Source organism: Serratia sp. CY74737, from assembly GCF_052166775.1.
In the GTDB taxonomy this organism is placed as follows: domain Bacteria; phylum Pseudomonadota; class Gammaproteobacteria; order Enterobacterales; family Enterobacteriaceae; genus Serratia; species Serratia ureilytica.
In genome coordinates this window covers 322,098-334,481 of sequence record NZ_JBJNOF010000004.1, presented here as the reverse complement: position 1 = coordinate 334,481, position 12,384 = coordinate 322,098, and the positions used below count along the sequence as shown (strand labels likewise).

Genomic DNA, 12,384 nt, shown 5'->3' with positions numbered 1-12,384 from the left:
TTTGTTAAAATTCTGCTAATTTATCGCAGGCATCCCGCCTGGATAAGGGAGATGAGATGAAGCAGGCATTTCGAGTAGCGCTAGGTTTTTTAATTCTGTGGGCGTCCGTGTTGCACGCGGAAGTTCGCATTGAAATCACCCAAGGGGTCGACTCCGCTCGTCCGATTGGCGTGGTGCCGTTTAAATGGGCGGGCCCAGGCACGCCGCCGGAAGATATCGGCAAGATTGTCGGCGCGGATCTGCGCAACAGCGGCAAATTCAACCCGATCGACGTGGCGCGCATGCCGCAGCAACCTACCTCCGCGTCTGAAGTGACGCCGGCGGCCTGGACTGCATTGGGCATCGACGCCGTAGTGGTCGGTCAGGTTCAACCTGGCGCCGACGGCAGCTACCTGATCTCCTACCAGTTGGTGGACACCTCGGGTTCGCCGGGCACCGTATTGGCGCAGAACCAGTATAAAGTGACCAAACAGTGGTTGCGTTATTCTGCCCATACCGCCAGCGACGAAGTGTTCGAGAAGCTGACCGGCATCAAGGGCGCGTTCCGCACCCGTATCGCCTACGTGGTGCAGACCAACGGCGGGAAATTCCCGTACGAGCTGCGCGTAGCGGATTACGACGGTTACAACCAGTTCACGGTGCACCGTTCGCCTGAGCCGCTGATGTCGCCGGCCTGGTCGCCGGACGGCAGTAAACTGGCTTACGTGACCTTCGAGAGCGGCCGTTCCGCGCTGGTGGTGCAAACCCTGGCTAACGGCGCCATCCGCCAGATCGCTTCGTTCCCGCGCCACAACGGTGCGCCGGCGTTCTCGCCGGACGGCAGCAAGCTGGCCTTCGCGCTGTCCAAGAGCGGTAGCCTGAACCTGTACGTGATGAACCTCGGCTCCGGCCAGATCACGCAGCTGACCGATGGCCGCAACAACAACACCGAACCGACCTGGTTCCCGGATGGCCAGTCTCTGGCGTTTACCTCCGACCAGGGCGGGCGTCCGCAGATTTATAAAATCAGCGCCAGCGGCGGTGCCGCACAGCGTCTGACGTGGGAAGGCTCTCAGAACCAGGATTCTGAAGTCAGCTCCGACGGTAAATTCCTGGTGATGGTCAGCACCAACAGTGGTGCACAACACATCGCCAAACAAGATCTTGGATCAGGCGCCGTTCAGGTTTTGACCGGCACCTTCCTGGATGAAACGCCTAGTATTGCGCCAAACGGCACCATGGTGATCTATAGCTCCACGCAAGGTATGGGCTCCGTGCTGCAGTTGGTGTCAACTGATGGGCGTTTCAAAGCGCGTCTTCCGGCAACTGATGGACAGGTCAAATTCCCTGCCTGGTCGCCGTATCTGTGATGCATGTGTAAATATGTATGGCAAACTATAAAAGGATCAAAGAAATGCAACTGAACAAAGTGCTGAAAGGGCTTCTGCTGGCACTGCCAGTTCTGGCTGTAGCAGCTTGTAGTTCTAACAAAAGCGCGAACAACGACCAATCTGGTATGGGCGCTGGCGCCGGCACTGGTATGGAAAACGGCAGCAGCAACCTGTCTTCCGAAGAACAAGCTCGTCTGCAGATGCAAGAACTGCAGAAGAACAACATCGTTTACTTCGGCCTGGACAAGTATGACGTAAGCTCCGAATTCGCTCAGATGCTGGACGCGCACGCTGCATTCCTGCGTAACAACCCGTCTTACAAAGTGACCGTTGAAGGCCACGCTGACGAACGCGGCACGCCGGAATACAACATCGCTCTGGGTGAGCGTCGTGCTAACGCCGTTAAAATGTACCTGCAGGGTAAAGGCGTTTCCGCTGACCAGATCTCTATCGTTTCTTACGGTAAAGAAAAACCAGCAGTACTGGGCCACGACGAAGCGGCTTATGCTAAAAACCGTCGTGCCGTTCTGGTTTACTAAGAGAATCGCATGAACAGTAACTTCAGACGTCACCTGTTGAGTCTGTCGTTACTGGTTGGCGTAGCGGCCCCTTGGGCCGCTACTGCCCAAGCGCCAATCAGTAATGTCGGCTCCGGCTCGGTCGAAGACCGCGTCACCTCGCTTGAGCGCATCAGCAATGCTCAAGGCCAGCTTTTAAACCAACTCCAGCAACAACTCTCTGACAATCAACGCGACATTGATTCTCTCCGTGGGCAAATCCAGGAAAGCCAGTATCAGTTGAATCAGGTCGTTGAACGCCAGAAGCAAATCTATCAACAGATGGATAGCCTCAGCCAGGGCGGCGCTCAGAGCGCCTCTGCGGCAGCGGGCGCTGCCGGCGGGGCAGCCGCAGGCGCATCTTCCGATGCGGGCAGCAGCGCGCCTGCAGCCGCTTCTGCAACGCCGAGCGGCGGTGATGAGAACAGCGACTACAACGCCGCTGTTTCTCTGGCGCTGGAAAAAAAACAGTATGACCAGGCGATTTCCGCCTTTCAGTCCTTCGTAAAACAGTACCCGAAGTCTACTTACCAGCCCAACGCCAACTATTGGCTGGGCCAGTTGTTCTACAACAAGGGTAAAAAAGACGATGCGGCCTATTATTTTGCGGTGGTGGTGAAGAATTACGCTAAATCACCGAAGGCGCCGGACGCCATGTACAAGGTGGGTATCATCATGCAGGAAAAAGGGCAGGCCGATAAAGCCAAGGCCGTGTTCCAGCAGGTGATCAAACAATACCCAACCAGTGCGGCGGCCAAGCAGGCGAAAAGTCGCGTAGGCGGTTAACGGTTAGAAAAATGAGCCCAGAAGTTAGTCGATTTGACCGATTTCTGGGCTCATTCGCGTGAAGAACAAGCAGTTGAACGCATCGGTAAAAAATTTAGGTTGCGCTGCCAAGATAAATTAGTAATATATGCCGCCGTTGCCAAGACATCTTGCAAGATGTTAAAGCGGCAGGGAAATTGGGTCGTTAGCTCAGTTGGTAGAGCAGTTGACTTTTAATCAATTGGTCGCAGGTTCGAATCCTGCACGACCCACCAATTTCTGAAGTAGCAGTAACCACAACAGTGGGTGATTAGCTCAGTTGGTAGAGCATCTCCTTTACACGGAGGGGGTCGGCGGTTCGAGCCCGTCATCACCCACCACTGTTATGGGTCGTTAGCTCAGTTGGTAGAGCAGTTGACTTTTAATCAATTGGTCGCAGGTTCGAATCCTGCACGACCCACCATTCTTCGAGAATGGCTGCGATAGAGAATCGTAAAGGATGAAAACCGTAAAGGTTCGAGTCTCGCGAAGCGAGACAACATCACTCCGGTGATGGCCCGCAAGGGCGAGGCCAAAGGCCGAGTTATCCTGCACGACCCACCATTCTTAGAGAATGGTAGCTTCAGAATCGGTTTGATGTGGCAAAGTAAAGGTCCGAGTCGAGTACCCGTCGAGTTGTCCTGAACATCCCCATCCTTGTTTTCCGCGAGTCGGTTTTTGTAGCCTATTCGCCATCAGCAGTAAACCACATCAGTGGGTCGTTAGCTCAGTTGGTAGAGCAGTTGACTTTTAATCAATTGGTCGCAGGTTCGAATCCTGCACGACCCACCACTCTTTGATAGAGCAAGGTGTTAAATCGTCAGGATGAGAACCGTAGAGGTTCGAGTCTCGCGAAGCGAGACAACATCACCCCGGTGATGGCCCGTTAGGGCGAGGCCAAAGGCCGAGTTATCCTGCACGACCCACCACTCTTTGATAGAGCTGGATGTGAAAAATAGCAGTACCACAGCAGTGGGTGATTAGCTCAGTTGGTAGAGCATCTCCTTTACACGGAGGGGGTCGGCGGTTCGAGCCCGTCATCACCCACCACACTGCGGGTCGTTAGCTCAGTTGGTAGAGCAGTTGACTTTTAATCAATTGGTCGCAGGTTCGAATCCTGCACGACCCACCAATTCAGAGAAAAGCGCCTTTTGGCGCTTTTTTCGCATCTGCGCCTACCTGGCTCTGCCTTTATCTTCTTGCTGACATAGCCCACTGAGTCGTGCGGGTGAGATCCTGCGTTCAGGTTCGAGCATCGCGCAGCGATACGACAACGCGCAGCGTTGCCCGTAGGGTGAGGCCACAGGCCGAATCAATCCTGCACGACCCACCCATTCAGAAAAAAGCGCCTTTTGGCGCTTTTTTCGCCTCTGCAGCACCCCAACCTGAATCCCTGCTTTCTCGTTTCAACTCTGCGCCAATCGGCATCCGGGTCTTCCCTGGGCGTTATGCGTCTTCGCCGGGCCATTATCCGCTGTGTTCTGCGCGGCTCATTCCAGTGTTTTTAATCCATTAAACACTAAGTGCGCAAATTTGAAAATATCAGCGGACTTTTCGCGCAATTTTAGGTATTTTGTTTAGTATATAAAACTAAGGGCGTTGCGGCAGGCGATATTCAAATGGCAGGCGCCCAGCCTAGCATGAGATTGCAGCGATGAGTGAAATGTTTGATGTCAACGCGGCGGTGTATCCTTTCCCGCCCAAACCGGTACCGCTGGACGTAGCGGAAAAAGCCTTTTATCGCGAAAAGATCAAAACCTTGCTCAAGCAGCGCAATGCGGTGATGGTCGCCCACTACTATACCGATCCGGAAATCCAGGCGCTGGCGGAAGAAACCGGTGGCTGCGTGGCGGATTCGCTGGAAATGGCGCGCTTCGGCAGCGCCCATCCGGCTTCCACGTTGTTGGTGGCCGGCGTGCGCTTCATGGGGGAGACCGCCAAGATCCTCAGCCCGGAAAAACAGGTGCTGATGCCGACCCTGTTTGCCGAATGTTCGCTTGACCTGGGTTGCCCGGAAGAGGAGTTCCATGCGTTTTGCGACAGCCATCCCGATCGCACCGTGGTGGTCTATGCGAACACCTCGGCGGCGGTCAAAGCGCGCGCCGACTGGGTGGTGACCTCCAGCATCGCCGTCGAACTGATCGAGCATCTGGATAGCCTGGGCGAGAAAATTATCTGGGCGCCGGATCGCCATCTCGGCAGCTACGTGCAGAAGCAGACCGGCGCCGACGTGCTGTGCTGGCAAGGCGCCTGCATTGTCCATGACGAGTTCAAGACTCAGGCGCTGCGGCGCATGAAGGCGCTCTATCCGCAGGCTGCTATCCTGGTGCATCCCGAATCGCCTCAGGCGGTGGTGGAGCTGGCGGATGCGGTGGGGTCTACCAGCCAGTTGATTCAGGCGGCGAAAACATTGCCGCATCAACAGCTGATCGTTGCCACCGATCGCGGTATCTTTTACAAGATGCAGCAGGCCTGTCCGGACAAGGAGCTGTTCGAAGCGCCGACCGCCGGAGAAGGCGCGACCTGCCGCAGCTGCGCGCATTGCCCGTGGATGGCGATGAATGGCCTGAAGGCGATTGCCGAAGGTCTGGAGCAAGGGGGCGCACAGCATGAGATCCTCGTGGACGCCGCGCTGCGTGAAAAGGCGCTGGTGCCGCTGAACCGCATGCTGGATTTCGCCGCTCAGCTTAAGATGCAGGTTAAAGGCAACGCTTAACCGTTTAAAAGGATGACCTCATGAGCTTCTTCAGTACCAGCAATATTTTGGTGCACATTCCGCTTGGCGCGGGCGGTTACGATCTGTCGTGGATCGAAGCCATCGGCACCCTGTTCGGATTGCTGTGCATCTGGTACGCCAGCAAGGAAAAAATCGTCAACTACCTGTTCGGCCTGATCAACGTCACGCTGTTCGCGGTGATTTTCTTCCAGATCCAGCTGTACGCCAGCCTGCTGCTGCAGCTGTTTTTCTTCGGCGCCAATATTTACGGTTGGTATGCCTGGAGCCGCCAGACGCAGGATAATCAGGCTGAGCTGCAGATCCGCTGGCTGCCGCTGCCGAAAGCACTGGCTTGGGCGGCGGTGTGCGTCATCGGCATTGGCCTGATGACCTTTAACATCGACCGCGTGTTCGCCTGGCTGACGCAGATTGCGGTGGCGGTGATGCAAGGGCTGGGGCTGAACGTACAGATGCCGACACTGCAGCCGGACGCCTTCCCGTTCTGGGATTCGGCGATGATGGTGCTGTCCATCGTGGCGATGATCCTGATGACGCGCAAGTACGTGGAAAACTGGTTGCTGTGGGTGGTGATCGATGTCATCAGCGTGGCGATCTTCGCTTACCAGGGCGTTTACGCGATGGCGCTGGAGTACGTCATTCTGACGCTGATTGCGCTGAACGGCTCCTGGCTGTGGATCAAGAGCGCCGGGCGCAACCATTCCAATCCATTATCTTCCGCTCCGTAACAACGCAGAGGGCGCCGTGATGGCGCCCTCCTGGCTTAGTGGCGATGCCCCAGGTGCGAATGCGCTTCGGCATGTGAGTGTTCACTCGGCTCCGGCGCCCGATTGATACCGCAGTCCGGCGTCTCGCAGTGCCGGTACTCCATCTGAATGGTCACGTGGCCGATCTTGTAGTGTTCCAACAGATAAGCCTGGATGCGTTGCAACAGCCCATCGTGGTCATGTGGCGGGATCACCTGCGCATGCAGCGTCATCAGCTTCTGTTCGCCGATCTGCCAGACGTGTACGTGGTGGATATTGCGCACTTCCGGGATGTTCAGGCACAGGTCTTTTTGCAGCTTGGCGATATCGACCTCCTGCGGCGTGCCTTCCAGCAGCTCGTGGAAGCTCTCCTTCAGCAGCCGCCAGGCGCTGCGCAGCACCAGACAGGAGACCAGCACCGACAGGATCGGGTCAATCGGCGTCCAGCCGGTGGCGAGAATAACGATGGCCGCGACGATAGCGCCCACCGAGCCGAGCAGGTCGCCCAGCACATGCAGCGCGGCGGCGCGCACGTTGATATTTTTCTCTTCGCTGCCGCGATGCAGCAGCCAGAAGGCGAACAGGTTCGCCAGCAGCCCCGCTATGGCGATGATCAGCATCGGGGTACCCATCACCGGCTGTGGTTCGAAGAAACGCCGTATCGCCTCCCACAGGATGAATACCACGATCACCAGCAGCGCCGCGGCGTTGAGGAAGGCCGCCAGCGTGGTCAGGCGCAGGTAGCCGAAGGTGTGGCGCGCGTTGGGTTTGCGCTGGGAGAAGTGCACCGCCATCAGCGCCACCAGCAGCGCGGCGGCGTCGGTCAACATATGGCCGGCGTCGGCCAACAGCGCCAGCGAGCCGGACAACAGGCCGCCGACCACCTCGGCCACCATAAAGACGGCGGTGACTAAAAAAGCGGTCAGTAGGCGTTTACTATTACTGTCTTTCGGCAGGTGTATGTGTGGAGTGTCCGACATTATTCATCCTTATGCATAGCGAAAGAGGGGGCGGCGGCGAGCAGAGCGTCCAGCTCCGGTTCTATCTGCGCCACTAACGCCTTTAATTTAGTATAAGCGGCGGCGGCAAGCTCGCCCCGACGTGCGGTATCCACCAGCTGTTGGCACAGCTGCGCGGCTTCCGGCAGCTGCAGCATCAGCAGGCTGCCCTTGATGCGATGTGCCGCCTGCTCCAGGCGAGGCCAGTCGTTCGCGGCGACGGCGTCCGCGAGCCGCTGCCGGTCTTGCCGCAGCGTATCGCCGAGCGTCTGCGCCAGCCGCTGCAGCATGGCGCGATCGCCGCCCGCCATGTCGGCCAGCGTTTGCCGTAGGTCAGTAAGGACTGACTTTTCTTCCTGAGCCTGCGGTTGCTGAGCCAATACCTGGCCGATCGCCGTCAGCGAAATCGGCTTGGTCAGGAAGTGATCGATCGCCACCAGCCCCGGCGGGATGCGGGTAAACTCCTGCACGTCCGCCGAACAGAGCACGATGCGGCAAGGTGGGCGCTGCAGCCGCTGTTCGTCGCGCCGGATCAGCCTGGCCAGCGTCAGGCCGTCCGGGCGCGGCATGTTATAGTCGATAAACAGCAGGTCAAACGGCTGCCGTCGCTGGGCCTTCAGCAGCGCATAGCCTTGTTCGAAGCGGGCGGGTTGCTGCCCGAAGTGGCGCAGTTGGCGTTCCAGCAGCAACAAATTGGTGGGATGATCGTCGATCAGCGCGGTACGCAAGGCGGAAGACGGCAGAGCAAAGGTGTGCTCCTCCTGAGCGCCAACCGGCGCGTCGCCGCTCAGCTCGACCGGTATCACTACCTCGACGCGGGTGCCGACGCCCGGCTGCGAGTGCAGCTCTATGCGGCCGCCCATCTGTTCGACGATTTCTTTGCAGATAGACAGGCCCAAACCGGTACCTTGCACCGAGATGCGTTGCGCGCCGCGTGCGCGGTAAAACGGTTGAAACAGCTTGCTTACTTCATCGGCGGCGATGCCGCAGCCGCTGTCGTTCACCGTTAACTGCAACTCTCCCCGTCGTTCATCCTGCGCGTGCCAGCCGACCTCGACCTGAATGGTTCCGCGCGTCGTGAACTTTATCGCATTGTTTATCAGGTTGTTAGCCACCTGAAGTAAACGCTCACCATCAATGACCACCGCCTCCGGCAGCGCCGGATCTGCCGTCACCTTCAACGTCAACGGCCGTTCGCCGATAAGCGGCCGGTAAAGGGCGTCAATGCGCGCGACCCAGGGGCGCAGCGCCACCGGTTTTGGCGCCAACGTCAACGCCCCGGTTTCCAGTCGGGCGTGATCCTGCAGGTCGTTGAGCAGGTTGAGCAGCGATGAGGCCGAACTGTAAATCACCGGCAGGCCTTCCGGCGCCGGTTGGCGTTTGAGCTCCAGTTCCAGCAGGCCAAGGATGGCGTGCATCGGCGTGCGCAGTTCATGGCTGACGGTGGCGAGGAATTTGCTCTTCATGCGGTTTTCCGCTTCGGCGCGGCGGCGCGCCTGCTCGAGCTCTTCGCGTTCGCGTTTTTCACGGCGCTGCAGCATGAAACGGCGCAGCGTCAGCGCCAACAGCAGCACGGTGGCGGCGGCCAACAGCGCCAGCAGCCAGGTGGTCTGCGGCGGCATGCGGTTGTCGTTCACCGCGTCGATAAGGTTGCTGCGGTCGACGATCCACTCGTCGCGCAGCGATTGCAGGGTATCCGCCGGGATCTGCATCAGGTTCTTATCGAGGATCGCCAGCAGCAGCGGCTGATCGCGGCGTACGCCGAACGCTACCGGATAGGGGATGTTGTTGGCGGCGAAGGCCAGTTTGATGGCGCCGGAATAGCGCGACAGCGCCAAAAAGTTGGCGGAAATGACGTTATCCACCAGCGCATCCAACTGGCCGTTGGCCAGCGCGTCGTACATCGACTTGCTGTCGGCGAAGCTGACGGTCTGTTCCTGCTCCGGCACCAGCCCCTGAGCCAAATCGCCCTGCAGCACGCCGATGCGCTTGCCGGCCAGATCGCTCCAGGTCGAGACGCCGTTGGCATACTGGCCGACGTAAACGCCCCACAGCGAACGGTGGATCGGCATGCTGGCGCCATAGCGCGCCTTGACGCCGCGCGCCAGCGGCAGGGCGGCGCGGAAGCTGGCCTGGCCGGATTGCACCAGCTGATCGGCCTGCTCGGCGTTGCGCGCCCACAGCGGCGCGAAACGCAGCCCGGTGTTTTGCGCGATGATGTTGAGAATATCGATGGCGTAGCCGCGCGGCTGGCCGTCGGAACCGCGGTAGGCGAACGGGAAGTTGTTCTCGATGGCGGCATAGTAAACCACGCGGTGGCTCGCCACCCAATTCTTCTCCATCGTCGTCAGATCGGCATTGCCGGTATCGAGGTAGCTGGGGATCTTTTTGCTCCAGCGGCTCTGCAGGGCATTCATCAGTTCCATCGGCGCGTCGGCGATGGCGGTGTCCAGCGTGTCTATCAGGCGCGGGTCGGCGGCGGCGAACACGAAGGAGAGGTTGCCCAGGTTCTCGTTGCTTTCAATTTGATAGAGCTGGCCGAGCTGCAACTGGTCGATGATAAAGCTGGCGCTGGCCTCGTCGGCGATAAAGTAGTCGCTGCTGCCGTTGAGCAGCGAATAGACCGCCTGCAGGTTGTTGTCGTAGCGCTGGATCTGCGACGCCACCGCCTGCAGGGCGCCGCCGGACTGCATGTCGGTCAGCGCGCCGATCGCGACGCGGGCGTTGGCGGAATTGAGCATCACCGGCCTATCGTTGCTGCGATCGCGCAATACGCGCAGGTTGCTGATGTAGTAAGGCTGGGAGATCTCCAGCCCGTGCAGCGCTTCGCTCTGCGGGATGCCGTACAGCAGATCGACCTTGCCGTCGTGCAGCGCCTGTTCCAGCTGGGTCAGATCGGCGAAGCCGTAAATGGCGAAGCGGATGCCGGTCACCTGCTGGATATAGCCGAGGTAGTCGGCGTTCAGCCCATACAGATCGTCGTCCACGATGATGTTGTACGGGCTGGTGTTCTCACTGATGATGCCGACGCGCAGCGTGCGATCGCGCCAGGGATTTTTCTCGCCGACGATCAGCATATTCTCGGGGGTATTCAGGTTGCTGACCAGCTGATAGCGCACCGGCTCCGCCGCCTGCGCCAGGCCGCACCACAGGATCAGCAGCAGCAGGGCGCGGCGCATCATGGCGCCAGCTCTTTAAACACCGCCACCAGTTCCAGCAGGTTGCCGGCGCCGGTTTTGCGCTGGATGTTTTTTTTGTGCGTGCTGACAGTCTTGTTGCTGATGTGCAGCCGGTCGGCGATCTGCAGGTTGGACAGCCCTTGGCTCAGCAAGCCCAGCACCTCGAGCTCCTTAGGGGTGAGCAGCCCGCCGTCCGCCGTCGGCGCCTCTTCGGCCAGCGCGGCGGCGGGGAAGCTGATTTCACCGTCCAGCACCTGTTCGATCGCCTGCACCAACTCCGCCAGCGAGCTGCCTTTATTGACGAAACCGTCGGCGCCGGCGGCATGCGCCATGCGCGCATAGACATCGGCTTCCTGCGCGGTATAGATCAGGATCTTTTGTTGCGGATAGCGGCGGCGGATTTTTTTCAACAGCTGCAGCCCGTCGACCTGCGGCAGGCCGATATCCAGGATCACCAGGCCGAAAGCGGCCTCGGCCAGCAGGGCCAGCGCCTGTACGTCATCCTGCGCCGCCTGCAGGCGGTAGGGGCGGGATGATTTCATTAGCGCCGCTTCCAGTGCGACATGAACCACCGGGTGGTCATCAACTAATAGCAGAGAGGGCATGTTCAACTCGGGTCACTTTATATTCTGATCGCTAGCATAGCGAAAAAGGAGGCTCTGCGCTCGCCAGATGAAACAGCACAATCTGCTGTTAATTTGGCGGTTCCAGCGGCGAGGGGCAAAGGTGATTTACAGCGCCATTCTCACAGGCTAGATTGTTGGGATCTACACCGTTACGCACTGCGAAATACCCCACGATACCGAATGGAAAAGCTATGAATTACCAAAACGACGATTTACGCATTAATGATATTAAGGAACTCCTGCCGCCGGTGGCTTTGCTGGAGAAATTCCCGGCCACTGAACGCGCGGCAAAGACGGTGTCCCAGGCCCGCAGCGCAATTCACAATATCCTCCGCGGCAGCGACGATCGCCTGCTGGTGGTGATTGGCCCTTGCTCCATCCATGATACCCAAGCCGCCAAAGAGTACGCGGGGCGCCTGCTGGCGCTGCGTGAAGAACTGAGCGGCGAGCTGGAAGTGGTGATGCGCGTGTACTTCGAAAAACCGCGCACCACCGTGGGCTGGAAAGGCCTGATCAACGATCCGCAAATGGACAACAGCTTCAACATCAACGACGGCCTGCGCCTGGCGCGCAAGCTGCTGGTGGAGATCAACGACAGCGGGTTGCCGGCCGCCGGCGAATTCCTCGACATGATCACGCCGCAGTACCTGGCGGATCTGATGAGCTGGGGCGCCATCGGCGCGCGCACCACGGAATCGCAGGTGCACCGTGAACTGGCCTCTGGTCTCTCTTGCCCGGTCGGCTTCAAGAACGGCACCGACGGCACCATCAAGGTGGCGATCGACGCCATCAACGCCGCCGGCGCGCCGCACTGCTTCCTGTCGGTGACCAAATGGGGCCACTCGGCGATCGTTAACACCAGCGGCAACGGTGACTGCCACATTATCCTGCGCGGCGGCAAAGAGCCAAACTACAGCGCGGCGCATGTGAAGGACGTCAAAGCCGGTTTGAGCAAAGCGGGGCTGCCGGCGCAGGTGATGATCGACTTCAGCCATGCCAACAGCAGCAAACAGTTCAAAAAACAGATGGACGTGAGCGCCGATGTTTGCGGGCAAATTGGCGGCGGTGAAAAAGCGATTATCGGTGTAATGATCGAAAGCCACCTGGTGGAAGGCAACCAGAGCCTCGAAAGCGGCGAGCCGCTGGTTTACGGCAAGAGCGTCACCGACGGCTGCATCGGCTGGCAGGATACCGAAACCGTGCTGCGCGATCTGGCGGCGGCGGTGAAAGCGCGCCGCGGTTAATCGCGTAAAGAAGGGGCTCGTCAGCGGGCCCTTTTTCTATTTACCTTAAAATTTTATATCTCCTGTCAATTTAAGGCCTACAGTCAATAGGCTTATTAAATCTTTAAGCGGCCGTATTCGCATTAT

Annotated in this window: 9 protein-coding genes, 6 tRNA genes and 3 other RNA genes; 15 read left to right on the top strand and 3 right to left on the bottom strand. The window is 58.8% G+C overall.

Annotated features, from left to right (window positions below):
• The first annotated feature begins 56 nt into the window (after positions 1–56).
• From tolB to pnuC, 14 genes are all read left to right on the top strand, one after another.
• Positions 57–1,349 carry a Tol-Pal system beta propeller repeat protein TolB gene (tolB, locus tag ACJ8PE_RS07885; protein WP_004939856.1) on the top strand — a complete coding sequence of 431 codons (1,293 nt, stop codon included), beginning with the start codon at positions 57–59 and terminating at the stop codon, positions 1,347–1,349.
• Between the two features lie 44 nt (positions 1,350–1,393).
• Entirely contained in the window at positions 1,394–1,909 is a 516-nt protein-coding gene (gene pal, locus ACJ8PE_RS07880) for a peptidoglycan-associated lipoprotein Pal (protein ID WP_004939853.1), read from the top strand.
• Between the two features lie 9 nt (positions 1,910–1,918).
• On the top strand, positions 1,919–2,713 hold the full coding sequence (gene cpoB / locus ACJ8PE_RS07875) for a cell division protein CpoB (RefSeq protein ID WP_004939852.1): 795 nt from the start codon (positions 1,919–1,921) through the stop codon (positions 2,711–2,713).
• 178 nt (positions 2,714–2,891) lie between these two features.
• Positions 2,892–2,967 (top strand) — tRNA-Lys (locus ACJ8PE_RS07870).
• A 29-nt stretch (positions 2,968–2,996) separates the two neighbouring features.
• Positions 2,997–3,072 (top strand) — tRNA-Val (locus ACJ8PE_RS07865).
• A gap of 7 nt (positions 3,073–3,079) precedes the next feature.
• Positions 3,080–3,155, top strand: a tRNA-Lys gene (locus tag ACJ8PE_RS07860).
• 15 nt (positions 3,156–3,170) lie between these two features.
• Positions 3,171–3,295, top strand: a non-coding RNA gene (locus tag ACJ8PE_RS07855) — RtT sRNA.
• 152 nt (positions 3,296–3,447) lie between these two features.
• Positions 3,448–3,523: transfer RNA gene (locus ACJ8PE_RS07850), tRNA-Lys, on the top strand.
• 13 nt (positions 3,524–3,536) lie between these two features.
• A non-coding RNA gene (locus ACJ8PE_RS07845) (RtT sRNA) lies at positions 3,537–3,660 on the top strand.
• Positions 3,661–3,705: 45 nt separating this feature from the next.
• Positions 3,706–3,781 (top strand) — tRNA-Val (locus ACJ8PE_RS07840).
• Between the two features lie 6 nt (positions 3,782–3,787).
• Positions 3,788–3,863 (top strand) — tRNA-Lys (locus ACJ8PE_RS07835).
• Between the two features lie 76 nt (positions 3,864–3,939).
• Positions 3,940–4,064: non-coding RNA, RtT sRNA (locus tag ACJ8PE_RS07830), on the top strand.
• Positions 4,065–4,385: 321 nt separating this feature from the next.
• Positions 4,386–5,447, top strand: coding sequence for a quinolinate synthase NadA (gene nadA / locus ACJ8PE_RS07825; protein ID WP_197752535.1), 1,062 nt, complete (start codon positions 4,386–4,388; stop codon positions 5,445–5,447).
• A gap of 20 nt (positions 5,448–5,467) precedes the next feature.
• Complete coding sequence (gene pnuC / locus ACJ8PE_RS07820) at positions 5,468–6,193, top strand: nicotinamide riboside transporter PnuC (protein WP_033652339.1); 726 nt, start codon at positions 5,468–5,470, stop codon at positions 6,191–6,193.
• Between the two features lie 35 nt (positions 6,194–6,228).
• Here the strand turns inward: pnuC and zitB are convergent, their stop codons facing one another.
• From zitB to ACJ8PE_RS07805, 3 genes are read right to left on the bottom strand one after another with little or no spacing between them, the layout of a single operon-like run.
• Positions 6,229–7,191 carry a CDF family zinc transporter ZitB gene (gene zitB / locus ACJ8PE_RS07815; RefSeq protein ID WP_197793601.1) on the bottom strand — a complete coding sequence of 321 codons (963 nt, stop codon included), beginning with the start codon at positions 7,189–7,191 and terminating at the stop codon, positions 6,229–6,231.
• Entirely contained in the window at positions 7,191–10,391 is a 3,201-nt protein-coding gene (locus ACJ8PE_RS07810; protein ID WP_442536740.1) for an ATP-binding protein, read from the bottom strand. Before ACJ8PE_RS07810 ends, zitB begins: the two co-directional genes overlap by 1 nt.
• The gene (locus ACJ8PE_RS07805; RefSeq protein WP_033642206.1) at positions 10,388–10,993 is read right to left on the bottom strand and encodes a response regulator; all 606 of its coding nucleotides are present in this window, start codon (positions 10,991–10,993) and stop codon (positions 10,388–10,390) included. Before ACJ8PE_RS07805 ends, ACJ8PE_RS07810 begins: the two co-directional genes overlap by 4 nt.
• A 212-nt stretch (positions 10,994–11,205) precedes the next feature.
• Here ACJ8PE_RS07805 and aroG point away from each other — a divergent pair, with 212 nt between their 5' ends.
• Complete coding sequence (gene aroG / locus ACJ8PE_RS07800) at positions 11,206–12,258, top strand: 3-deoxy-7-phosphoheptulonate synthase AroG (RefSeq protein ID WP_025301893.1); 1,053 nt, start codon at positions 11,206–11,208, stop codon at positions 12,256–12,258.
• Positions 12,259–12,384: the final 126 nt, after the last annotated feature.